Genomic DNA, 23,035 nt, shown 5'->3' with positions numbered 1-23,035 from the left:
CCATCCTAATCCTTAAGGAAGCTCTGAATAAGTGCGTTTTATTGGTGGCTCCGATAAACCGGCCGGGGCTGTCAGCCGAAAAAGGTCGTTTTTCCCTCCCCAATTGGCGCCCGCCATCAACTCCTCCCGCACCTGGTAGAGATTGCCGAGGGCAAACAGCAGGTAGAGTTGCTGCCCGTTTTTGAAGAGTCCCCGGTACCGGACCTTGGTATAGCCGAATTGGCGTTTGACGATCCGGAATGGGTGTTCGACCACCGCCCGCAGCGCGGCCAGCATGCGGTTGTGAAGCGCTTGTTCCGCAGGCAAGTCCTCGCCCTTCTTACGCTTGAAGGGAAATGCCCAGACCGGCTCGCCCTCCTGGCGTTCGACCTCCAGATTGCGGTCCTTGCGGGTATAGGCCCGATCGCCCAGGACGACCCGCTCCTCGCCGTGCAACAGGGCATCGGTCATGACCCCGTCCGCCACCTTGGCGGTGGTGACTTCCACCGTGTGCACCAAGCCTGAATCAGCATCCACGCCGATGTGCGCCTTCATGCCAAAGTGGTAATTGTTACCCTTCTTGGTCGAACTCATCTCGCCATCCCGCTTCCGCTCGCGGTTCTTCGTGGACGGCGGGGCGGCGATCAGGGTGGCATCCACGATGGTCCCTTGACGCAACAATAAGCCCTTTTCCGCCAATAGGGCCGCCGTTTCATCGAATAGGGTTTGCGCCATCTGATGGGTTTCCAACAGGCGCCGGAACTTGAGGATCGTGGTTTCATCCGGCATGGCGTCCTCGCCCGCATCCAGCCCGGCAAACTCGCGTAGCATCGGAATGTCATGCAGCGCCTCTTCCATCGCCGGATCGGAGTAGCCGAACCACTGCTGCATCAGGTGGATGCGCAACATCGTCTCCAAAGGAAAGGGACGCCTGCCCCGGCCGGCCGTCGGGTAGTACGGCGCAATCCGGCTCGTCCACAACCCCCAAGGAATCACCTGCTCCATGTCCTGGAGAAATTTCTGACGCTTGGTCAGCTTCGGTTTCTTCACAAACACGGTGGCACTGAGTCCGAGTTGCTTCATCTGGTATCGACCTGTCGAAAATTGGACGTTGGGCGTTATTTTATCGGGGCCAGGGACTTATTCAGAGTTTCCTTAATGCTGTTAAGACACCTTTGTCGGCAAGGGATTGCCGACCTGCCAAGCTTGCACACACCACGCCGGAGTAGGTCGGGAATCCCTTCCCGACGCCTTCTGCCGCCTCACGTGGCAGACGATTTCGTCGGCACAGGATTGCCGACCTTCAACTGGCTTTCGATAGTTCCGCTGCCTTGCCTGGTGGGTTACGGCGCGCGGAAACACCATGGGAACTTTCCAGACTCGGTGCGATGCGCGCCTAACCCACCCTACAGCCGCGATAATGTCGTAGGGTGGGCAAAGGCCGATAGGCCGTGCCCACCGGAATTTGCTGGGCGTTGCCTCTACAGCGCCACGGTAACGGTCTTGACCTCGGTATAGTTCTCCAGGGCATAGCTGCCGAGTTCGCGCCCGATGCCGGACATCTTGAACCCGCCGAAAGGAGCGGCCGTGTCGAAGATATCGTAGCAATTGATCCATACCGTTCCCGCCTTCAGTTCGGCCGCCAGGCGATGCGCCTTGCTGATGTCCTTGGTCCACACCGCCGCCGCCAGTCCATACATGGTGCGGTTGCCGTGTCCGATGACCTCGTCCACGTCCTTGAACGGAATCATCGACAGCACCGGCCCGAAGATTTCCTCGCGCGCGATTTTCATGTCCTCGCCGACATCGGCGAAAATCGTGGGCTCTATGAAAAAGCCCCGGCTGCCGACGCGATTGCCGCCGGTCAGAAGCTTGGCGCCTTGCTCCTTGCCGGAGCGGATATAGCCCATGACCTGATCGAACTGATCCTGGCTGACCTGCGGTCCCTGGGTAGTTTTCGGATCGAACGGGTCGCCCACGACCTGCCTGCGGGTCCGTTCGACCAGCTTTTGGGCGAAATCGTCGTAAATGTTCTTTTCCACGAAAAGGCGAGAGCCGGCGCAGCAGCACTGGCCCTGATTGAAGAAGAGTCCCTGGAATGTGCCTTCGAGCGCCGCATCCAGATCGGAATCGGCGAAGACGATGTTCGGGCTTTTCCCGCCGAGTTCCAGCGTGACGCGCTTCAGATTGGAACGGCCGGCGGCCTGCATGATGAGCTTGCCCACTTCGGTCGAGCCGGTGAAAGCCACCTTGTCGATGTCCATGTGCTCGGCGACCGCGGCTCCGGCGGTTTCGCCGAATCCGGGCACGATATTGATGACGCCTTCCGGAATGCCGGCTTCGAGAGCCAGTTCGCCCACCCTAAGCGCGGTCAGCGGCGTCTGCTCGGCGGGTTTGAGCACGATGGTGCAGCCGGCCGCGAGAGCCGGGCCCCACTTCCAGGCCTGCATCAGCAGCGGAAAATTCCACGGAATGATTTGCCCCACCACGCCGACCGGTTCGTGACGGGTGTAGGTGAAGAACGGGCCGTTGATCGGAATGGTTTTGCCCTCGATCTTGTCCGCCCAGCCCGCGTAGTAGCGGTAACATTCGATGGTCAGCGGCAGGTCGGCCGATTTGCTTTCGGTGATCGGTTTGCCGTTGTTGAGCGTTTCCAACGCCGCCAGTTCGTCGAAGTGCTTCTCGATCAGGTCCGCCAGGCGGTACAGGCAACGTCCCCGTTCGCGCGCGTTCATCTTCCGCCAGGGGCCTTCCTCGAACGCCTTGCGGGCGGCGCGAACGGCCTTGTCCACGTCCTCGCGGTCGCCTTCCGCGACGCGGGCTATGACCTCGCCGGTCGCGGGGTTGAGCGTTTCGAAGGTCTTGCCGCTGGCCGAATCGACCCACTTGCCGGCGATCAGCATTTTCGTTTGAGAGATCTTGATCTGGGACGGGTTGATCTGTTTTGGTTCCGCACTCATCTGCATTCCCTCGTCGGTTGAATTGAAACGGGTCCCGGTTCGACCCTGATTCTGACTACAGGTGTGCCGCCGCCTGCACCCATGGCTTTGACAGACGGCGCCGCTCCAAAAATCCGCGTTATCCGATTCCGGATGGCGCCCGCTTAGATTACACCCCTGGTCGAAAAAATCCTGCATCCGGTCTTTACGACCGGTTTTCGACGACCGACAACGAGGGGCACCGTTGATTTGTTGTAGAACCGTAGGATGCGGTGAGGAACGAACCGCCCTTCGACTAGGCTCAGGACAGGCATCGTTCGCGATTGGTGCGGTTCCTGTCGTCACCGCACCCTATGGGCTGGCATCTGTCGCGGCCGCTGGCGACCCAAACCGGGATGACCAATCAATGGCTGAAGGGCAGTAGGGCGCAATAGCGTACCCGCGTATTGCGCCGCGTGGTAGCCAAATCCATCCGGCGGAATACGGGAGTACCCTATTCCGCCCTACGCGAGCTGTGACATTTTACGGCATCGGCTTGAGCGGCTTGTTGGGCGGATTCTGAGTTACGGACTTTGATTTTTCTAATTCCAAAAACTGCCGTTGTATTTCATTTGCTTCTCTCATCGCAGCTACGGATTGCCAGGTAATCACGGTGTACACGGCAGTAGATACGGCTACGACGATCGAGAGAGCGATTAGGATTTTTTGCTGTCGACTTTGAGCATTAGATATTTTTTCGTACAGCGAGATTAGGTCGGTAGTCTTTTCTTGAAGCCCTTGACTCGCCCTATATATAGTTCCCATCAGGCCAGTCACCTTGTCGCGCAATCCTATTGCGGCCTGAATGGATTTTTGCTGCATGATGCGCTCGTAACGAGCCATTTTCCCAGTGTGCGCGTCCTCGAAGTTCAGAATCTCGTCGTCCGATATTTCGTTCCAATTCTTTGGCATTTACGTCTCCTTGCGACGCACCCAACGACAAAGCTCAGCCGACGCTTGGAGCGTAGCAGAAAGCGGTCGCCTGGAGCAGAATGTTAGGTCGAGATTCCAACCTAGAACCACCATACGGTTTAACTCCTACTTTATGCATTCCGCCTGCATACCTTTTCGTCGAATTGCACTAGCGTATGTTGTACATATCGCCTCCGCCTGTTCACGAGATACGCCCGAGTAAATCATTCTAAATGTTCCACTTGTTGTATACGGTGCAACGAAGCTCTGATTGTGCCAAACAGCTTCATATGCTGATGGAATGCTTTGTGAACATCCACCGTACTCCTTCTTGCATTCAGGGCAATCCAGCTTCAACCCAGCAAAATAATTTTCAATTAGTATTTCACATTTAGCAGACTTGAATGATTGAATGACAACCATTTTTAGGCCAACACCGTTGTCATATTGACTAATCGCGTACTGCTGATCTGCCTGAGATGGCACACAACCAAAGGCAGATAATAGGAACAATATCGTGAGGTATTTTTTGAATATCTGCACGAATTTTGCCTTCGTATATTGAAATTTCACTTGCCGCCTAAAGCGCGGTAGGGCGCAATAGCCCGAGTAGGGCAGAATCGGGTGCCTCACTATTCCGCCGTATGAAAACGATCCATTCGGCATGCCGCGCAAAGTTGAGCGGGACGTAAAACGAGCGCGTTTTTCGACCTGAGAGGCGTCTTGACTCATGAGGCGGAGATACTTGAACGATAAGGCAGGAGTGTTGACCGAGTTACGGATAAATAAACCTAGCACAACCCACTGTTTTTGCCTTTCTTATTGTTCCGGCAGTTTAGTGGAATCAAGGCTTGTGCGGCCTTCTGATTTTCCAACGGCAGCCTTTGTAGCCGTCATAGGATGGGCTGAGCGAAGTGACAAATCGGCAGGATAGCCGATTTGCACGGTAGTCCGCCCGAAGGGTGCCGGACAGGGATTGTCCGGCATGAACCCCATCGATCGCGAACGATGCCTGTCCTGAGCGTAGTCGAAGGGCGCTTCCCGATGGTCAGCACATCCTATGGACTGCAAAAGAAACATCTGCGTTATCCGTCATTTACAAGCGGTTTTCGATGATCAAGAACCAGGGGCGGCGAGGTATCGGCCGAAGATGCCCATTCTTGTCGAGTTTCAAAATGTTCTTGGAAACGGAGTTTCTGACGTTTCCGCCGATGGCTTCCAGGGTCCGACCGTGTTTTTCGACGACGATGTCGCAGTGGAGTTTGGTGTGCTCGATGGTTTCGAGGAAAGGGGATTGTACGAACGGAGGAGTGATCGAGGACCCGCGGCTTGCGCAGATCAGATCGCCGGGACGCGGCGCGTAGTCGTGTATGCGTCTGGGCACGAAAACGGCGTTCGGCGACTCGGCGTTGCGAATAATCCGTGAAAGGTACATCCAGTGGGCTTCCGAAGGCGGAAACCGCTCTTTCGGAACGCCCGCAGTGGCCATGACCCAGCTGACGAAAGCCGCCGACCACGGTTGTTCGCAATTTCGGCCGGTACGTTCCGGCATGCCGACCGCTCGCCAATACTGGTTGATTCGTTGAGCGTAGGGGGATTCGTCCTCCCAGAACCCGACCAGCGGGATGCTTTCCTTGTCGCCGTCGTAAATGACCGATTGCCGACCGAAGTAGAACCATTCGCTGATGGCTAGCGCGAGAATTCGGTCTTTTGTGGGCGGAAGTTCGATGCCGGTGCTTAAGCGAGGGCTGATTTCAGCGTCGTGCGCCTGCTTTTTGGGCAGCCATCCGCAGGCCGATAAAGCGAGAAAAATAAGAACCAGTACGATTTTCATGGTTGCCGATCTTGGGCGATTTTCGGTAGGCTGGCGTACCGGGAACACGCTGCTCGTTTCGGGTTACGCCGACGATTTCACGGCAGGCCGTTATGAGTCCGTGTGGGCAGCTACGGGGCGGCAGCCGTTCCCGGCAAAGACTCTCATTCTCACGGATACGTACCAATGATTCACCATATTTCTATCGCCGCCAGGCACCCCGAGCACGCAGCGGCGGTTCTTGCGGAGTTGCTGGGGGGACGGTCATTTCCATTTCCCGTATTCTCCGGCAGCTACATTGCACTGACCGATGATCCGCACCGTACGGCGATCGAGGTTTATCCGCTCGGCACGGAGCTCAAGCCCGGCCTGGAGCACGAAGAGGTAAGCTCAATGAATAACGAGGCATCCTCGCCGTTCACCGCCACCCACGCCGCCGTCTCGGTCGATCTCACCGAACAACAGATCAAGAGCATCGCCGCCCGCGAGAGCTGGCGCGCCGTGACGTGCAACAGAGGGGGGCTTTTCGATGTCGTCGAATTGTGGGTGGAGAACCGCGTTCTGATCGAATTGCTCACTCCGGAAATGGCAAAAGCTTATCTGAATTCGATGTCTTCAAGACAATGGGCGGACTTTTTGAAGCAGAATGCGGGCACGGATTAGCCGGTGAGTTCATCCGGTGAAAGGCAGTGTTACACAATCGACCTAAAGCCGCCGGTCCGGCGCTGCTCTATTTTCACGATCCCATGTGCAGCTGGTGCTGGGCGTTTCGACCTGTATGGCAGAGTGTACGGACCCGGTTGCCGGATGCCGTGGAGATCGAACAGTTTCTGGGCGGTCTGGCGCCGGACAGCGCGGTGCCCATGCCGGCCGAGATGCGCGAAAACATTCAGGACATTTGGCGAACGATAGAACGTTCGGTGCCGGGCACCCGGTTCAATTTCGATTTCTGGACGAAATGCGTTCCAAGGCGTTCCACCTACCCGGCCTGCCGCGCCGTGATCGCCGCGCGCCGGCAGGGCGCCGGCTTCGAGGACGCCATGATCTTCGCGATTCAACAGGCCTATTACCTGCAAGCGCGAAATCCGTCGAACGACTCGACTTTGATCGAGCTGGCGGAAGAGATCGGTTTGGACAGAGGCCGCTTCGCGGCGGATCTCCGGCATCCCGATACTCACGTGGAATTGCTCGAAGAAATCCGCTGGGCGCGAGAGCTCGGGGTCCGCAGTTTTCCGACCTTGCTCCTGTCTCATGACGAAGGATACTCGGAAATGCCCGTGGATTACGGCGACGCAAATCGGATTTTGTCGGCTATCGCCGCGCGTTTATAGTGTCGCCACGCTCAAGTAGCGCGAGAAATGGTAGGCCGGCAATCCCTTGCCGACAAACCCGCTTAGCAAGTTGTTAACGTCGGGAAGGGATTCCCGACCTACAACACTCTAACCGCGCCGAAGCCGTTGTCTCACATCGTTTTCCAATTGCCGCCATTGCCCGCCGTTCAGCCATTTCTCGCACCAGTACGTCAATTGCGCCGGGTTGGAGCTCATGAGCCTGTATTCCTGTTTGGCCTGATCCGGTCCTTCCGTCGGCCACCACGAAAGCGTGTCGAATTGCTGCTGAATATGGGCCTTGGCCGCTTCGAACGTGTCCGCATCGATTTGCAAATGACGTGTCGTCACAATGGATCTCCCGTAAAGTCAGTCATGAAATCGCGGTTTCAACTATTTTGACGCTCCATCTTGAATAAAATCGTTTTTCGCATTCACTCATCGAACAAAGGAGATGTCCATGAAAGCCATGCAATACACGGGCTACGGTGATCCGTCGAAAATTCATCCGGCCGAAGTGCCCGCGCCGAAACCGTCGCCGGACCAACTGCTCGTCAAAGTGGCCGCGAGTTCCGTCAATCCGATCGACTGGAAGCTGCATAACGGCAGTTTACGCTTTATCGTTCCGGTCCGGTTTCCGTCCATACCCGGCATGGACCTCGCCGGCGAAGTCGTGGAGATCGGCGCGAAGGTCACGCGTTTTCGGCCCGGCGACCGGGTGATGGCGTGTTTGCGCTCACGGGGTTTCGGAACGGCAGCCGAGTTCGCCGCGGTGGATGAACGCTTGGCCGCCTTGGCGCCGAAGACGATGATCGACCATGAAGCCGCGGCTTTGCCCTTGGCGGGGCTGACCGCTCTCCAGGCTCTGCGCGATCTCGGCCGCCTGAAGGAGGGCGGCAGGGTGTTGATCGTTGGCGCTTCCGGCGGTGTCGGGCATTACGCCGTACAGATCGCCAAGGCGCTCGGAGCCAACGTTTCCGCGGTATGCAGCGGCGCCAACGCGCCCTGGGTACGTGAGCTCGGGGCGGACGAGATCATCGACTATACTCAGACGACCGAGTTCGGTCCCTTGGCCTCTTTCGATCTGATCTTCGATACCGTGGTTTCGGAGCCTTTCGGGCGTTATGAGGGTTTACTGAAACCGGACGGCATCTATGTATCCACTCTGCCCGCGATCGGTCTGATGGTTCGCTCAGTGTTGTTCCGGCTTTTTTCGAAGAAGAGGATCAAGACCGTCATGCTCAAGTCTAACGGGGAAGATTTGGCGTTCTTGAGCACACTGGCGGAGCAGGGGCGGTTGCGTTCCGTCATCGACAGTGTGTTCCCGCTGTCCCAGTTGGATCTTGCGCATCGTCGGAGCCAATCGGGACACGCACGGGGCAAGATCGTCATCGACATACTCGGCGCATCTGCGGGATCGACCTGACACCTTCAACATCCGGGGATCGGTCCGCCGGGAATTATCGGAAAGACCCTATTCACTTCAATCGTTTTGGCTACAGATCTATGCGCATCGATTCAGACGGCAACATGGAATTAACGGCGGAAGAAAACCAAGACCTCATGGATCGGCTGGACATACCCGAGAGCGATTACGACGATCCGCCCGTCGAAATCGAGTGTGTCGGAATAGAGAACGAGGTCGCCACGTTCAAGGCCACGAACACGAAAACGGGAAAGTCGGTTCAGATGGTATTCGACTTGATGGACGAGGAAGATTAGGTTTTTCGTCGCGTATAAGTCGGCCGAAACCGATATGAATCTGTAGCCGCCGGGCTGATGTCGAACTTCCTTCGCGGAACGCCCGGCGTTTGCCGCTTTTGCGGTATCGCAGCCGCGCTATGGCTTGCGTTGGGCCAAACGGCGGCTTATGCCGACTTCGTTCCTTTCGCCGATCAGATCGCGACTAACTTCTATTCCCTGCAATTGCGGGGCATTTCTTTCGAATCGGAAGGACAGCTTGCCGAGGTTTACGTGGCCGAGGGGACCATGGATCCCGCCTCTTTCGGTCACATCCGGATCACCGATTTAAGCGCCAACTCGATTCTTTTCGAGCAAACCTACGGAGATCTGGGGGGCATTTGCTGCAGTCCGCAGATCCGGGGCAGCTTTGCTCAGCAGCTCGTATTGCCCTATGCCACACCGCTCCAGATCGACATGAACGGCCAGGAGTTCAGCGGGATGTCGGTCCTCTACGGCAATACGGTGGTTGCATCGGGAAGAACATTTGACAATCAGTTCCCTTCCTTTTCGACAAGCTTGACGATTAATACCAACGTGCCGCCGACGGCAACCGACGATAGCGTCGCCATCCCGCGCGACCAGGCGACGGCGATCGGGGTGCTGAACAACGACGGCGGAGCACAGCTCCAGCTGGCCGGCGTTTCGGCGCCGGCCCACGGCACCGCTGTTCCGAGTGGCTCGTCGGTGATCTATACCCCCGACGCGGGATACGTGGGTATGGATTCGTTCGTCTATACCGTCACCAACCCGGCCGGAAGCGCCAATGCAACCGTGAGCATCACGGTCAATCCACGCCTGCCGACCGCCGCCAGTCACAAAACCAGCACCACGACCGGGCAGCCGGTAACCGTCACGGTAGTGGACAGCAATCCCGATCAGATCGTCGTGACCTCGGTGTCCCAGCCGGCCAACGGCACAGCAACGGTGAGCGGAACCACCCAGGTCGTGTATACGCCGAGAGCGGATTTCGTGGGGGAGGACCGCTTCACTTACACCGTCGCCAACTCGATCGGCGAGAGTACCGGCACGGTGACCGTGGTGGTCGGGGCCACTCTGAACACGGCCGGGGACCTGGTGCAGCAGGAATCCTTGGCCGGTACGCTTCAGACCATCGTCAGCACCAACAGCGCCTCCGAAGCCTTGCAGGAGCGCATTCAAGGGCTTACCGAATTGCTGAATCAACCCGGCGGGCTGGAAAAGGTGGCGGCAGCCCTCAGCAGCATCAGTCCGGAAGAAACCGCCGCGCAGGCCCTCGGCGGCGGGCGGATCTCGCAGATTCAGGTCGGCAACGTCAACCAGCGGCTGGTGGAACTGAGAGCCGGAAGTTCGGGTTTCAGCGTGAACGGATTGACCCTGAATCTCGACGGGCAGACGCTGCCGGGCAACCTGCTGGCAGCTATGCTTCCGTTCGGCAGCTCCGGCGGAGCCAGCGGAGACGAGGACAGCGGATTCAGCAGGCTGGGCGTCTTCGTGAACGGCCAGTTCGAGTCGGGGGACCGAAACACCACGCGCTTGCAGCGGGGATTCAATTCCAAGGTTTACGGCTTCACGGCGGGCGTCGATTATTGGTTCACCCGGCAGTTCCTGATGGGCGTGTCCGCGGGTTACGGCTATACCGAATCGAATACCGTCCGAAACGGAGGCGATCTCGAAATCGACGGTACGACGTTTTCCCTGTTCGGCAGCTATCAGCTCACCGACCGCTGGTATCTGGACCTGGTGGCCAACGGTACCTACAACCAGTACAGTTCGACCCGGAACATCGCCTATATCGACGCTTTCGGGCCGGTGCGAATGACCGCCAAGAGCGACACGGAAGGCTGGCAGCAGCGCTACAGCGTCAACAGCGGCTACGATTTTCCTCTTGGCGCGTGGACACTGGGTTTGCGCGGGCGCACGGAATACGGACGGACCACCATCGACGGCTATACGGAGCGGGGCGCGGACCCGCTCAATCTGGCGATCGACGCGCAGACGGTGGATTCGGTAACCACGGCCTTGGGCGGAATGGTGTCTTATACCGCCGGCACGGCCGTCGGTGTGTTCGTATCGCAGCTCGGTGTGGAATGGGAGCACGAATTCGCGAAAGACAGCCGTCTGATCGGCGCCCGTTTCGCCGACGACGCCGGCGGGCATCGATTCACCGTGAGCAGCGACAGTCCGGACCGGGACTATGTCAATCTCAGAACCTCGGTTTCGGCGGTTCTCCCCCACGGCGGATCGGCATTCGTCCAGTACGAGACCCTGGTCGACAACCGCTTCGAAACACGCCATTCCGTCAATGCCGGCGTGCGGTTGGAGTTTTAGAGCATTTTCCGGTTGGGTGCGGAGGATGCGTCGGCAAGGGATTGCCGACCTACGCATCGGTGCCGCCAAGTAGGTCGGGAATCCTTTCCCGACACAGCCCATGGTAGGGCGGGTTAGGTGCGCACCATACCTTCCGCGCGTAACCACACGAGTCATGCGCGCACCGTAACCCGCCGAAGGACGGCGTGGCGGGTAACGGCGCACGCAAAGCGTAGTGATCGATAGCTAGCTTGTGTTGGAGTGCGCCTAACCCGCCCCACGAAATCCGGTTTCGGTAAGCCGTCGAAACGGGCGGGGCTCGGTTCGTTAACCTATTCAAACTCCAAAATCTTTTCTTCGATCGCTCGCCGGGAGATGCCGTGCCGATCCAGCAGTTCTTCCATCGTTCCCGATCGGGGCTCTTTGCTTACGGCGAGACGATGTACGGGTACCGTGGAATTCAAGGCCGCCGCGACCGCATCGCCGAGTCCCCCGTCGCGCCAGTGGTCCTCGACCACCACGACGCCTTGTGTTTCCCGCGCCGCCTGCTCCAGGGTCGCCACGTCCAGCGGCTTGACCGAATAGGCATCGATGACGCGCACCGATATTCCTCGCTGCTTCAGGCTGTCATGGGCTGCGAGCGCCTCGTGCACGGTGATGCCGGCCGCGACGACCGTGAATCGGTCGTCCCCGCCGGAGCGCAGGGCCTTGCTGCCGCCGATCGGAAAATCTTCATCTTCGGAATAGATCACCGGGGTTGAAGGGCGCGTGGTGCGTATATAGACGATGCCCGGCGTCTTCACCGCCAGTTCGGTCAGGCGTTCGGCGCTGACGGCGTCGCACGGGTACAGCACGGTGCTGCCGGCCAGGGCGCGGAACATGGCCAGATCCTCAAGGCCCATCTGCGAAGGGCCGTCCTCGCCTATGGATACGCCGGCATGACTGCCGCAGAAGACGAGATGCGGCGGACGGCTGTGGCCCGCCATGCGGATGAAGTCGTAAGCACGCGAGAGAAAACAGGCGAAGCTGGCGGCGACCGGAATCTTGCCTGAAACGGCCAGGCCGAGCGCGGTTCCGACCAGGTTCTGCTCGGCGATATAGCTTTGGAAGAAGCGCTTCGGATAGCTTCGGGCGAAAAATTCGGTGTACGTCGAGTTGCTCACGTCGCCGTCGAGCACCACAATTTCCGGCATGAGTCCCCCGAGCTTCTTGAGCGCATTCCCGAATCCCTTGCGCGTGGCGACTTTTTCGCCCGGCTGGTAGCCGATCTCGAGGGGCGGCGCCGGTTCGGGGTCGGAGCGCCGGATCTGGCCGACCCGCCGCGATTCCACCGTCATGTGCACGCCCGTATCGCCCAGTTCCTTGAGCGCCCGGTCCATCTCCTCCCGGCTCAGGGCCTTGCCGTGCCAGCCGTGAGCGCCTTCCAGAAAGGGAACGCCGTGGCCTTTTTCGGTTCGGGCGATGATCGCCGTCGGGCCGCCTTTTCGGGCCCGATACAAGGCGTCGAGTATGGCTTCCATGTCATGCCCGTCGATTTCGATGGTCGACCATCCGAAGGACTGAAAGCGGCGTGCGAATACCTCGGTGCGGTGCCCATAAGGCGTGGGTCCGGTCTGGCCCAGGCCGTTGACGTCGACGATCGCGACCAGCCCCGACAGCTTGTTGAGAGACGCGAACTGCGCCGCTTCCCACACCGAGCCCTCGGAGCACTCGCCGTCCCCCACGAGGCAGAAGACCCGGCTGGCGATGCCGTCCAGGCGGTTGGCCAGCGCGATCCCGTTGGCGGCGGCCAGCCCCTGACCCAGCGAGCCGGTCGCCACTTTGACCCAGGGATTGGTCGGCGTCGGATGGCCCTCGAAGGTGCTGTCGATTTTGCGCAGCGAACCCAAGTCCTCGTGACTCGCGCCGGACTCGTGGAGCGCGGCCCATAAGATCGGGGCCGCATGGCCCTTGGATAAGATGAAGGAGTCCACGTTGCGGGCGCTCGGGTCGCTCGGGTCCCAGCGCATTTCGTGAAAGAAGAGGGCGGCGACGATATCGGCGCAGGACAGGCTCGAGGTCGGATGGCCCGATCCCGCTTCGGTCGTCATCATGACGACGTCGCGGCGGAGTTGGCGCGCCACTTTCTGCAGGAGGGCGATGCCGCGGCGATTCGAGTATTTCTGGCACTTGTCCGCCAGGCTGTTCATCAGGGCGTCGTACGGTTCGATGAATTTCTGTACGCCCTCGTTTTCGAGCTGGGCGGTAACCAGGCCGAAATCGATTCCGAGCTTCGAAAGCCCCTCCATCACCCCTCGCGCCTCGTCCGAGCCTTCCTCGATCGTGTCGCGCACCGCGCCGTGATCGGCGAAGGCGTCGATGGTCGTTTCCGGCATGGTGTTGACCGTGTGGGGCCCGATCAGCGGTTCCACGTACATGACATCCGAGTAGTCCGGATTTTTCGTGCTGGTGCTGGCCCATAGCATGCGCTGCATGCGCGCGCCCTTGTTTTCCAGAGCTTTCCATCGATCGCTCGTGATGATTCGCTTGAAGCTACGGTAAGCCAGCTTGGCGTTGGCGATCGCCGTCTTTCCCAGCAGCGTTTTCGGGTCCGGCTCGAGGTCGCGGGCAATCTCCGGGGAGATTCGCTGACTCAGGAGCTGATCCGCCAATACATCGATCCGGCTCAGAAAAAAGCTGGCCACGGAGGCGATGTTTTCCAGCGGGAGACCAGCCTCGGTCCTCCGTTCGAGCGCTCGGAGATAGGCCTCGGCGACGGCTTGGTAACGCTCGACGGAAAAGAGGAGGGTGATGTTGACGTTGATGCCCTCGAACAGAAGCTGCTCGATGGCCGGCAGGCCGGCGACGGTGCCCGGAATCTTGATGAACAGATTGGGCCGGTCCACGATGCGGGACAAATGCCGTGCCTGTTCGATCGAGGCCTCGGGGTAATGCGCGATGTGCGGAGACACTTCGAGACTGACGTAGCCGTCCAGTCCGGAGGTTTCGTCGTAAACGGGACGCAGGATGTCGCAGGCGTCTCGAATGTCGGTGGTCACCAGCGCTTCGTAGATCTCGCGCACGTCGGGGCATGGACGGCCGCCGCAGGTGAGGCTTTCGATTTGCTCGTCGTAATCCTTGGTTCCGGCGATGGCTTTCTGGAAGGTCTGCGGATTGGAAGTCACCCCGCGCAGGCCTTCGCGGCGGACGCGGCATTCGAGTTCGCCGCTGGTGATCATGCGCCGCGTGAGATTGTCGATCCAATAGCTTTGGCCGTGCTCGATGAGTTTTAGTAGAGCGTTCATTATGTCTTCCGTCCTATAAGGATAACGGCGCCGGATACTGCCGAAACGTTCTGGGGCGTGAGGCCGAAACAAGCTGTGGTCGGTCGGCAAATCCCTTGCCGACAAAGAGGCGGTGCGTCGGGCAGTTGTAGGTCGGCAATCCGTTGCCGACGAAGCGGTGCGTCGGGAAGGGATTCCCGACCTACTCCCGAGCTGTGGTAGGTCGGCAATCCCTTGCCGACGAAGGCGTCTCATCAAAGCCTTCCCTTCAGGCTGCGAGGGTCGATCGGGCCGGGTTCGGCAATCAGCTCGCGGGCTAAGTCGACGCGTTCCCAGACGTTCCATAACAGCACGCCTCTGACCCGACCGTCCCGCAGGTAATAGACGACGCCTTTTCGGTTCGGCTCCGACCAATCGGCGACTGTTTCGAGGCGGGAGTCGGTTTCTCCGACGGCTTCGTATCCCAGCTCGAACAGATCCGAATAGAAAAACGGAAGATGGTGATACGGAACGGTTTCCCCGGCCATGTTTCGACCGGCGTGCTTGCCCATGGTATTGGCATTGTCTTCATGTTCGACCCGCAAGCGTGTGTCCAGGGCCGGATTGTAGAAATTGGCGACGTCTCCGCTGGCATACACGTCCGGAGTACCGGCTTGCAGGAGGCCGTTCACCACGATGCCGTTTTCCACTCGAAGGCCCGCGCCTTTCGCGAGCTCGATGTTGGGGACGATACCGATGCCGGCCACCGCGGCATCCACGGAAATCGCCCGTTCGTTGGTGGTCTTCCCGTCGCGTAAGGTCAAGACGAGCTGGTTGTCCGACTTTTGAAGATCGGTGACCTGCTGTCCGGGCAGCACCTCGACGCCCTGCTGTCGATAGTAGTCGTTCAGGAACAGGCTGAGGTCGGGCGGGAACAGTCGCGCCCCTATCCCTTCTTCGGGAAAGGCCATGACCACTTCCTTGCCGTTCATCGCCAGAGCGGCCGCGATCTCGGAACCTATGAATCCGCCGCCGATGACGGCAAAGCGCTGTTTTTCCTCGCTCAGCGCGCGAAGACGCTGATAGTCGTCGAGGGTTCGAAAATAAATGATGTCGTCGCCGCCGAAGGGGAGTCGCCGCGGGGTTCCGCCCGTCGCCAGCAGCAATTTATCGAAGGTGTAGGCGGTCCCTTGATCGTCGTCGATGCGCTTGGCCGCGAGATCCAGCGTGCTGGCGGTCCGGCCGAGATGCAGAGCGACATTCCGTTCGACGTTCTTCCGCCAGATGCGCTCGATTGGTTTTCCTTTCCAGAGTCCTTTGGAGAGGGGCGGGCGGTTGTAGGGAGGGTGCGCCTCCGCGCCGATCAGTCCGATCGTTCCCCCGGTATCGATCTCGCGTATGCCCCGAATCGCGGCGTCCGCCGTCATTCCGCCGCCGATGATGAGATAGTTGTAGTGCGGCATATCATTCGCCTCCGTCGGCGCCCTCGTCCGTCAAAGGTTTCGGCCGCGAGCGCCTTAAACTGTTTGGGCGCTAAACGAGCTTTGCCCTGAGCTTGATTTCGGCACCGGTGAGAAGCCGGGAGACCGGGCAATTCCGTTTCGCGTCGTCGGCGAACGTCTGGAATGTCGCTGCGTCGATTCCGGGGACGTCGCCCTCGGTATCCAACTCGATCGCGGTGATCTTGAATCCTTCGCCCGCTTTTTCGAGGTGGACTTTCGCCGTCGTCGCAATGCGCTTGGGCGTGTGCCCGGACTGCGCCAAGCCGTGTGCCAGCGCCATGGAAAAGCAACCCGCATGCGCCGCGCCGATGAGCTCTTCGGGATTGGTGCCTTGTCCCTCTTGAAAACGGGACGAAAACGAGTAGCTCCCGGTGAAGGCGCCGCTGCCCAATCGCATGCTTCCTTTTCCCTGAGCGAGATTGCCTTCCCACTCGGCCGATGCGCTTCGTACCGCCATGTTCCCTCCTTTAAGATCTCTAGGTCTAAGACGGTGGGTGGGAAGCTACTGCGCGTCCCGATGGCGGCCCTTCGACTAAGCTCGGGATGAACTTATCCTCGGACCACTCGTGACGTTCCCCGCTCACCGTTTAAGGTATGAGACTTTTCTCCGAAAAGAGAGTTGCACGTTTGTTTTTCCGCATCCTTCCGGGGAGGGGCTATCATAAAGAACGCCACCGAGCCGCGATGTGTTTGCAAAACAATCTTCCCTGATAAGAAAAATGACAGATATTCAGCAAACGTCTGGTGATGATGCACTCGACAAAACCAGGATCTTGCCCTCGTCCGCCGGCAATCGTCCGGGTCCGGCCGCGGTTGCCGCAGACGATGATGCGGAAAAGACGCGGCTGGCGACCCTCGCCCCTAGGGTGCCGGAGGCGCCGCGTCCCGTCGCGGCGCCCGCGCCGAGCGATGATGGCGATTCGACTCGGCTGAGTACCCGGACCGGCCACAGTGTCCCGCTGCCGGTCGAATCCGCGTTAACGGTAAGGCCTTTGCAAATCGGCGACGTCCTCAAGGACCGGTTCGTGCTGGAGCAGGTGCTGGGCGAGGGCGGAATGGGCGTAGTGTTCAAGGCACTGGACCTGCGCAAGAAAGAGGCCAACGACAAAGAGCCCTATGTTGCTTTGAAGGTCCTCAACGAGGATTTTCAGCAAAATCCCGTTTCCCTGATCGCGCTCCAGAGGGAGACCAAACGGGCTCAGACGCTTTCCCATCCGAACATCATCAATGTGTACGACTTCGACAGGGACGACCGGCACGTCTTCATGTCGATGGAATACCTCGAAGGCCAGCCCCTCAACCGATTGATCCGAGAGCTTCCCGAGGGGGGCATGCCGTTCAAGAAGGCCTGGCCGATCATCCAGGGCATGGCGGAAGCGCTGGCCCACGCCCACAAGAAGAACATCGTCCATTCGGATTTCAAGCCGGGCAACGTCTTCATCGACGAGAACGGCGAAGTCAAGGTGCTCGACTTCGGCATCGCCTGCGCCGCGGGCCGAACGGACAAGAAGGGCGGCGACGCGACCGTATTCAATGCCCGCGATCTGGGGGCGCTGACGCCGGCTTATGCGAGTTACGAGATGCTCAAGGACGAGGAGCCGGACCCGCGCGACGATATTTACGCCCTGGCCTGCGTGACTTACGAACTTTTGGCGGGGAAACATCCGTACGCAAAAATTTCGGCGGACGTCGCGGTCGAACTGAAATTGCAGCCCAAGCCCATCTCCGGCTTGAACGGCAGGCAATGGAGAGGTCTCAAGAGAGCCCTCGCCCTCAAGCGCGAGGACCGTACCCCGACGGCCGAGGATTTCATCGGCGATCTGCAGAAGCGGTCGCCGGTGTTCTACGGAAGCTGGGCCGCCGCCACGGTTGTCGTCCTGGCCATCGGCAGCAATGTTTACATGGGCCTGCATAAAGCCAAGGAGCCGCCCAAGATCGCGACCACGCTCACCGCCGAGCAGCACGCGAAAGTCGCGGATCTGCTGGAACTGGCGGACATTCACTTCGAGGTCGGCTATTTGACCGCCCCGACCGGCGCCAATGCTTTGTGGGCCTACCGCGAGGCGCTCAAGATCGATCCCTACAACGAAAAGGCGGCCAGCGGCATACAAAAGATCGCGAACGCCCTGGAGCTGGAGGCATGGAAAGCGTTCGAGCAAGGCAACCGCGTCGATAGCCTGAAGAAAGTATTGGAGGGGCTGGAAGCCGTCCCGAATCACGACGGTCTGCTCAAACTCAAGGGCAAGCTTGAACGTTGACAATGGAGCGTCCCGCGTTTCCGCTCCGTTTCCGGATACGCGGTTCGGGCTCGCACGCTGAGCGCCGGTCCCGAGGGACGGCAAGTCTAGGCATTTGTCATCCCGTCTTTCCGCCATCTCCCGCTATTCCTTGACAGCATTTCAGAAAAATCCGGTCTATGCGCGGAAATGCCGGAGCTCTGTACGAACTATTGCGTATTTTTGGATAGAACGAAGGGCGGCCTGATCGAAATTATTGGATACGGAGACGTAAGTCCTCGTGTAGCGTCCTGGTAGCTTATCGGATTGGAGTGCCGTAACAAGAGCGGTCCGAGATAGGCGCGCAACTCCGAAAGTACGGAGTACCCTGAATCGAAGGAACGCAGAGGGTCGTCCCGCATGAATGACCGATGTTTTCGCCGAAAATTGCCGCTGGGGGCGCTGGCTCTGTCGGGCGTTTTCGGTTTGGGTCTTGTTGCCGGCTGCCGGGAAGAACGGGGCATAGGCGAGTTCAGGCAGGCGCCGCCGGCAGGGGGAACGCCCACCGGCGCGCCCATGGTTGATTTGCGCCCCGGCCCCGAGATGCCGGAGCTGCCGCGATTCCGAAATCCTTTCGCGGGGGACCGGCAGGCCATCGCCGAAGGCAAGGAGCTCTGGGACTGGTTTAACTGCTCCGGCTGTCATGCCAGCGGCGGCGGGGCAATCGGTCCGCCGTTGATGGACGACGAGTGGATCTACGGTCCTCACGACGACAACCTGTTCGCCAGCATCGTCGAGGGCCGGCCCAAGGGTATGCCTGCCTACGGCGGGCGGATTACCGATGTACAGGTCTGGCAGATCATCGCTTACATCCGCACGCTGCAACCCGAGTACGCGGCGACCGGCGCGCCTGAACCCAGGCGCCGGGAATCGGCGGATGAAAGCGGGAAATCGCCCGGCGAGCCGAAACGATGAACCAAGGCGCATGGAATCCGGGCCGGAGCGGGGGGGCACGATGCCGGGTGAAGCGGGTCGTCCTTCCGATTTTCGTCTTGCTGTTCGGCGGCTGTTCCGGGGTTCAGGACGCCACCAATCCGATGAGCCCGCAGGCACAGATGCTGGCCAACCTGTGGTGGGCCATGTGCATCGTGGCCACGCTGATTCTGCTGGCGGTCATGGTTGCGCTTCTGACCGGCGTGTGGCGCTCGCGGGGCCGGCGCGGGGAAGCGCCTCTGAATCGGCGCCAGAGCCGCAATCTGGTGCTCGCCGGCGGCGTGATACTGCCGGCTATCGTACTCCCGATCGTTTTGATTTCCAGCGTGTCGATTCACCGAGAACTTTCGGCGGAGCCGCCGGAAAATGCGCTGACCGTGGAGGTGATCGGACGCCGCTGGTGGTGGGAGATCCGTTACCTCGACGAACAGGATAGGGCGGTCGCGGTTACCGCCAACGAAATCCACATCCCGGTCGGCCGGCCGGTGAAATTCCTGCTCAAATCCAGAGACGTCATCCACAGCTTTTGGGTGCCCAATCTGAGCGGCAAGATGGATCTGATTCCAGGTCAGAGCAACGTCGCTTGGCTCACCGCCGACCGGGCCGGGGAATTTCGCGGCCAGTGCGCCGAGTTCTGCGGCATACAGCATGCGAACATGGCTTTTTGGGTGGTTGCGGAGCCGTCCGAAGTCTTTTCGAACTGGCTGGCTCGGGAGCGCGCTCCGGCGGTCGAACCCGCCGATCCGGTTCTCGCCAGGGGACAGCAGGTCTTTCTTTCATCGCCGTGCGTACTCTGTCACTCGATCCGCGGGACCGCCGCGCTCGGACGGGTCGCGCCCGATTTGACCCACCTGGCCAGCCGGCGGACTCTCGCGGCCGGAACCCTGCCCAATAATCGCGGCAACCTCGCGGGCTGGATTCTCGATCCTCAGCACGTCAAACCGGGCAACAAGATGCCTCCCGTCAATTATGACGCCGAGAGCCTGCATCCCTTGCTGAGTTATCTGGAGAGCCTGAAATGAAGAAGAAATTTTACACGCAGTCGCCGGCAAGGGATTGCCGGCCTACGAAGGCTGGCGCTTGTTTCGGCCTACATGCTCGCGCCCGAGGTAGGTCGGGAATCCTTTCCCGACAGCTTCGTCGGCAATGGATTGCCGACCTACGATCTTCCCGACTGCCTCGGGACAGGCTCCGTGTTCCCGGCATGGTGGCCTTCCCGCCGTTGATTGCCGGAAACGCTGACGCTTATTCCGGCCTACCAGCTTGCGCCCCAAGCAGGTCGGGAATCCTTCCCAATCGTAAACGGCGATTGGAGCGCCGAAGCCCCCCTTCCCGACGCCACGTCCCGGCCGCGCGTGTTCGTCGGCAATGGATTGCCGACCTACGATCGAGAAGTTTACGGACAGGGGCATCCTACATAGGCCGAGATAAGCCCCTTGGCTCCAGTCGGGACAGGCTTCGCGTTCGCGACAAAACGAAAAGGGCATGCCCATGACCGCGAGCACCGAAACGGACCGGCCGGGAGTCACGGATCAGGCGTCGGAGCGCCCGGCGATTTCCCGTAAGGCGGAGGAACTCGACCGGACCTGGTATTCCGCGTCAGGCTTCGTCGGCTGGTTCACCCAAGTGAACCACCGCATGATCGGCAAGCGCTTCATTGTCACTTCCTTCATCTTCTTCCTGATGGCGGGAATCGAATCGCTGCTTCTGAGAACCCAGCTCGCGGTGCCGGAAAATTCGTTCCTCACGCCGGATCACTTCAACCAGCTTTTCACCATGCACGGCTCGACCATGATGTTTTTCTTCGCCGTGCCCATGATGGAAGGGCTGGGCATCTATGTCGTCCCGCTCATGATCGGGACCCGCGACATGGCTTTTCCCCGCCTGAACGCTTTCGGCTATTACGTATACCTGATCGCCGGAGTGACGCTTTACGCCGCGGGTTTTCTGGGCCATGCGCCGGACGGGGGCTGGTTCGCCTACGTGCCGCTGACGCTGACCCAGTATTCGCCCGGACTCGGTCTGGACTTCTGGGCGACGATGATCACGTTCATCGAAATCTCCGCGCTGGTGGCGGCGGTGGAGCTGATCGTCACCGTATTCAAGCAGCGCGCGCCGGGCATGTCGCTCAACCGCATGCCGCTGTTCGTGTGGGCCATGCTGGTGACCATGTTCATGATCGTGTTCGCGATGCCGCCCCTGATGGTGGGCAGCGTCATGCTGGCCTTGGACCGCACGGTGAGCACCCATTTTTTCATGACCTCGGGAGGCGGCGAGCCGCTGCTCTGGCAGCATCTCTTCTGGTTCTTCGGCCATCCGGAGGTCTACATCATCCTGGTGCCGGCGCTCGGCGTCATCTCGTCCATCGTCGTGACCTTTGCGCGGCGGCCGATCTTCGGCTATACCGCCATGGTGCTCTCGGTGGTGGCCATCGGCTTCGTCGCCTTCGGGCTGTGGGTGCACCACATGTTCACGACCGGCCTTCCGACACTCGGCGTCAGTTTCTTCACCGCGGCAAGCGTGATGATCGCCGTGCCGAGCGGCGTGCAGATATTCTGCTGGATCGCGACGCTATGGGGAGCGAAGCTGCGGTTCGCGACGCCGCTTCTGTTCGTGCTGGGTTTCTTCTTCATCTTCGTGCTCGGCGGGCTGACCGGCGTGATGGTGGCCTCGGTGCCGTTCGATACGCAGGTTCACGACACTTACTTTTTGGTCGCGCACTTCCACTACGTGCTGATCGGCGGGGCGGTGTTCCCGGTGTTCGGCGCGATCTACTACTGGTTCCCCAAAGTCTTCGGGTGCATGCTGAACGAGACCGCCGGCAAGTGGAGCTTCGTCCTGATGTTCGTCGGTTTCAACATGAGCTTTTTCCCGATGCACCAGCTCGGCTTGCAGGGCATGCCGCGCCGGGTCTACACCTATCTGTCCGAATCGGGGTGGTTCGAATTGAGCCTGCTGGCGACCATAGGCGCGTACGTCTTCGCCCTCGGCGTGCTCGTCACCGCGGTCGACGCCCTGCTGAGTTTCCTGCGAAAACCCGACGCACCGGACAACCCCTGGGGCGGGGATACTCTGGAATGGGCGACAAGTTCGCCGCCGCCCAATTACAACTTCGAGGATATCCCTGTGGTGCGCGGCCGTTGGGCGCTGTGGGAGCGCGGCGAGGAGCCGGCGGGAACGGTGGTGGGACTCCGCTCCGGGCGGCGCGAAGTGCTGGTTACGACGCTGCTCGATGCCGAGCCGCACGCCGTGGCGATTCTGCCGGGACCTACGATCTGGCCTTTTCTTTCCGCCGTCGCGGTGGCGGCGGGTTTTCTCGGCTTCATCCGTCATCCGATCTGGTTCCCGATCGGCTTGCTGCTGACCTTTGTCGGATTCGTCGGATGGCTCTGGCCGCGCGCGGTCGGAGGTCACGCCGAGGAGGAGCAAGCCCGATGAACGCCGAAACCCGCTTCGATGCCGGCGAGCTTCCACGATTGCCCGCCGACTACAGAGCCCCCTTGTGGTGGGGCATCGTCGGTCTCATCCTGGTCGAATCGGTGGTGTTCGCCACCCTCATCACCAGCTATTTCTATCTCGGCATCGATCAGCCGGAATGGCCGCCGGCGGGCACCAAGACGCCCGATCTGGTCAAGCCGACCCTGGGCACGCTGGTGCTGATGGCCAGCAGCCTGCCGATGCACTGGGCCGACCGCGGCATCACCCGAGGCAACCAAACGGCCCTGCGCTGGGGGCTGCTGCTGAGTATCGCGCTGGCGGTGACGTTCTTGGTGCTGAAATACATCGAGTACAGCGAAATGGGGTACCGATGGTATACCCATTCCTACGGCTCCATTTCCTGGACCATCATCGGCTTTCACAGCACCCATGTGGTTGCGCTGATCCTGAAGACGGTCGTGGTCAGCGCTCTCGCATGGATAGGCTACTTCAGCGAGCGGCGCAGTCTGGCGGTGAAGGTCAACGGGATTTACTGGCACTTCGTGGTGGCGGTCTGGATACCGCTGTACGCCACGCTGTACTGGATGCCGCGCGTTTTAAAGTGA

General features: G+C 60.0%; 18 protein-coding genes and 1 pseudogene. 10 read left to right on the top strand and 9 right to left on the bottom strand.

The genetic code is table 11. The features are described 5' to 3' along the window. Positions 1-105: 105 nt before the first annotated feature. The 5 genes and pseudogenes from ACR2R1_RS05870 to ACR2R1_RS05850 form a co-directional block, all read right to left on the bottom strand. Positions 106-1,062, bottom strand: a pseudogene (locus tag ACR2R1_RS05870) (IS5 family transposase); the annotation flags it as partial. A 398-nt stretch (positions 1,063-1,460) separates the two neighbouring features. Next, the gene (locus tag ACR2R1_RS05865; protein ID WP_434113093.1) at positions 1,461-2,939 is read right to left on the bottom strand and encodes an aldehyde dehydrogenase family protein; all 1,479 of its coding nucleotides are present in this window, start codon (positions 2,937-2,939) and stop codon (positions 1,461-1,463) included. A gap of 501 nt (positions 2,940-3,440) precedes the next feature. After that, positions 3,441-3,869 (bottom strand): hypothetical protein, encoded by a 429-nt coding sequence (locus ACR2R1_RS05860; protein ID WP_434113091.1) that lies wholly within the window; start codon positions 3,867-3,869, stop codon positions 3,441-3,443. Positions 3,870-3,995: 126 nt separating this feature from the next. Then, the gene (locus ACR2R1_RS05855; RefSeq protein WP_434113089.1) at positions 3,996-4,601 is read right to left on the bottom strand and encodes a hypothetical protein; all 606 of its coding nucleotides are present in this window, start codon (positions 4,599-4,601) and stop codon (positions 3,996-3,998) included. Between the two features lie 364 nt (positions 4,602-4,965). After that, a complete protein-coding gene (locus tag ACR2R1_RS05850) occupies positions 4,966-5,703 on the bottom strand; it encodes a DUF2272 domain-containing protein (protein WP_434113088.1) in 738 nt (245 codons plus the stop codon). A 165-nt stretch (positions 5,704-5,868) separates the two neighbouring features. On the opposite strand from ACR2R1_RS05850, the gene ACR2R1_RS05845 reads away from it, so the two are divergent. Further along, positions 5,869-6,345 carry a hypothetical protein gene (locus ACR2R1_RS05845; protein ID WP_077731089.1) on the top strand — a complete coding sequence of 159 codons (477 nt, stop codon included), beginning with the start codon at positions 5,869-5,871 and terminating at the stop codon, positions 6,343-6,345. Positions 6,346-6,371: 26 nt separating this feature from the next. Then, on the top strand, positions 6,372-7,013 hold the full coding sequence (locus tag ACR2R1_RS05840; RefSeq protein ID WP_434113086.1) for a DsbA family protein: 642 nt from the start codon (positions 6,372-6,374) through the stop codon (positions 7,011-7,013). A gap of 108 nt (positions 7,014-7,121) precedes the next feature. Here ACR2R1_RS05840 and ACR2R1_RS05835 read toward each other — a convergent pair whose 3' ends face one another. Further along, entirely contained in the window at positions 7,122-7,361 is a 240-nt protein-coding gene (locus ACR2R1_RS05835) for a hypothetical protein (RefSeq protein WP_434113084.1), read from the bottom strand. A gap of 109 nt (positions 7,362-7,470) precedes the next feature. Here ACR2R1_RS05835 and ACR2R1_RS05830 point away from each other — a divergent pair, with 109 nt between their 5' ends. The 3 genes from ACR2R1_RS05830 to ACR2R1_RS05820 all read left to right on the top strand — a co-directional run bounded on the left by ACR2R1_RS05830 (position 7,471) and on the right by ACR2R1_RS05820 (position 11,060). Then, entirely contained in the window at positions 7,471-8,436 is a 966-nt protein-coding gene (locus ACR2R1_RS05830; RefSeq protein ID WP_086133300.1) for an NAD(P)-dependent alcohol dehydrogenase, read from the top strand. Between the two features lie 80 nt (positions 8,437-8,516). Further along, entirely contained in the window at positions 8,517-8,732 is a 216-nt protein-coding gene (locus tag ACR2R1_RS05825; protein WP_086133301.1) for a hypothetical protein, read from the top strand. Between the two features lie 57 nt (positions 8,733-8,789). Further along, a complete protein-coding gene (locus ACR2R1_RS05820) occupies positions 8,790-11,060 on the top strand; it encodes an autotransporter domain-containing protein (protein WP_434113081.1) in 2,271 nt (756 codons plus the stop codon). A 311-nt stretch (positions 11,061-11,371) separates the two neighbouring features. Here the strand turns inward: ACR2R1_RS05820 and ACR2R1_RS05815 are convergent, their stop codons facing one another. From ACR2R1_RS05815 to ACR2R1_RS05805, 3 genes are all read right to left on the bottom strand, one after another. Beyond that, positions 11,372-14,323 carry a transketolase gene (locus ACR2R1_RS05815; RefSeq protein ID WP_434113079.1) on the bottom strand — a complete coding sequence of 984 codons (2,952 nt, stop codon included), beginning with the start codon at positions 14,321-14,323 and terminating at the stop codon, positions 11,372-11,374. Positions 14,324-14,556: 233 nt separating this feature from the next. After that, positions 14,557-15,744 (bottom strand): NAD(P)/FAD-dependent oxidoreductase, encoded by a 1,188-nt coding sequence (locus ACR2R1_RS05810; protein WP_434113077.1) that lies wholly within the window; start codon positions 15,742-15,744, stop codon positions 14,557-14,559. A gap of 70 nt (positions 15,745-15,814) precedes the next feature. Then, complete coding sequence (locus ACR2R1_RS05805) at positions 15,815-16,240, bottom strand: OsmC family protein (protein ID WP_347258368.1); 426 nt, start codon at positions 16,238-16,240, stop codon at positions 15,815-15,817. Positions 16,241-16,502: 262 nt separating this feature from the next. Here ACR2R1_RS05805 and ACR2R1_RS05800 point away from each other — a divergent pair, with 262 nt between their 5' ends. The 5 genes from ACR2R1_RS05800 to ACR2R1_RS05780 all read left to right on the top strand — a co-directional run bounded on the left by ACR2R1_RS05800 (position 16,503) and on the right by ACR2R1_RS05780 (position 23,035). Further along, entirely contained in the window at positions 16,503-18,041 is a 1,539-nt protein-coding gene (locus ACR2R1_RS05800) for a protein kinase domain-containing protein (RefSeq protein ID WP_156879971.1), read from the top strand. Between the two features lie 378 nt (positions 18,042-18,419). Beyond that, positions 18,420-18,974, top strand: a complete 555-nt coding sequence (locus tag ACR2R1_RS05795; protein WP_077731080.1) for a c-type cytochrome — start codon at positions 18,420-18,422, stop codon at positions 18,972-18,974. Beyond that, positions 18,971-20,014 (top strand): cytochrome c oxidase subunit II, encoded by a 1,044-nt coding sequence (gene coxB, locus ACR2R1_RS05790; protein ID WP_434113074.1) that lies wholly within the window; start codon positions 18,971-18,973, stop codon positions 20,012-20,014. The genes ACR2R1_RS05795 and coxB overlap by 4 nt, the downstream gene beginning before the upstream one ends. Before the next feature lie 469 nt (positions 20,015-20,483). Beyond that, complete coding sequence (gene ctaD, locus ACR2R1_RS05785) at positions 20,484-22,430, top strand: cytochrome c oxidase subunit I (protein WP_434113072.1); 1,947 nt, start codon at positions 20,484-20,486, stop codon at positions 22,428-22,430. Continuing rightward, positions 22,427-23,035 (top strand): cytochrome c oxidase subunit 3, encoded by a 609-nt coding sequence (locus tag ACR2R1_RS05780; protein WP_347258371.1) that lies wholly within the window; start codon positions 22,427-22,429, stop codon positions 23,033-23,035. The genes ctaD and ACR2R1_RS05780 overlap by 4 nt, the downstream gene beginning before the upstream one ends.

Source organism: Methylocaldum sp. GT1TLB (genome assembly GCF_051027445.1).
In the GTDB taxonomy this organism is placed as follows: domain Bacteria; phylum Pseudomonadota; class Gammaproteobacteria; order Methylococcales; family Methylococcaceae; genus Methylocaldum.
The sequence above is the reverse complement of the archived record's forward strand: the minus strand, read 5'-3'. Positions and strand labels throughout refer to the sequence as shown.

Coding starts and splice junctions, on each gene's coding strand:
- ACR2R1_RS05865 (WP_434113093.1), bottom strand. CDS start 2,939: ATGAGTGCGGAACCAAAACAGATCAACCCGTCCCAGATCAAGATCTCT.
- ACR2R1_RS05860 (WP_434113091.1), bottom strand. CDS start 3,869: ATGCCAAAGAATTGGAACGAAATATCGGACGACGAGATTCTGAACTTC.
- ACR2R1_RS05855 (WP_434113089.1), bottom strand. CDS start 4,601: ATGAGTCAAGACGCCTCTCAGGTCGAAAAACGCGCTCGTTTTACGTCC.
- ACR2R1_RS05850 (WP_434113088.1), bottom strand. CDS start 5,703: ATGAAAATCGTACTGGTTCTTATTTTTCTCGCTTTATCGGCCTGCGGA.
- ACR2R1_RS05845 (WP_077731089.1), top strand. CDS start 5,869: ATGATTCACCATATTTCTATCGCCGCCAGGCACCCCGAGCACGCAGCG.
- ACR2R1_RS05830 (WP_086133300.1), top strand. CDS start 7,471: ATGAAAGCCATGCAATACACGGGCTACGGTGATCCGTCGAAAATTCAT.
- ACR2R1_RS05825 (WP_086133301.1), top strand. CDS start 8,517: ATGCGCATCGATTCAGACGGCAACATGGAATTAACGGCGGAAGAAAAC.
- ACR2R1_RS05820 (WP_434113081.1), top strand. CDS start 8,790: ATGTCGAACTTCCTTCGCGGAACGCCCGGCGTTTGCCGCTTTTGCGGT.
- ACR2R1_RS05815 (WP_434113079.1), bottom strand. CDS start 14,323: ATGAACGCTCTACTAAAACTCATCGAGCACGGCCAAAGCTATTGGATC.
- ACR2R1_RS05810 (WP_434113077.1), bottom strand. CDS start 15,744: ATGCCGCACTACAACTATCTCATCATCGGCGGCGGAATGACGGCGGAC.
- ACR2R1_RS05805 (WP_347258368.1), bottom strand. CDS start 16,240: ATGGCGGTACGAAGCGCATCGGCCGAGTGGGAAGGCAATCTCGCTCAG.
- ACR2R1_RS05800 (WP_156879971.1), top strand. CDS start 16,503: ATGACAGATATTCAGCAAACGTCTGGTGATGATGCACTCGACAAAACC.
- ACR2R1_RS05795 (WP_077731080.1), top strand. CDS start 18,420: ATGAATGACCGATGTTTTCGCCGAAAATTGCCGCTGGGGGCGCTGGCT.
- coxB (WP_434113074.1), top strand. CDS start 18,971: ATGAACCAAGGCGCATGGAATCCGGGCCGGAGCGGGGGGGCACGATGC.
- ctaD (WP_434113072.1), top strand. CDS start 20,484: ATGACCGCGAGCACCGAAACGGACCGGCCGGGAGTCACGGATCAGGCG.
- ACR2R1_RS05780 (WP_347258371.1), top strand. CDS start 22,427: ATGAACGCCGAAACCCGCTTCGATGCCGGCGAGCTTCCACGATTGCCC.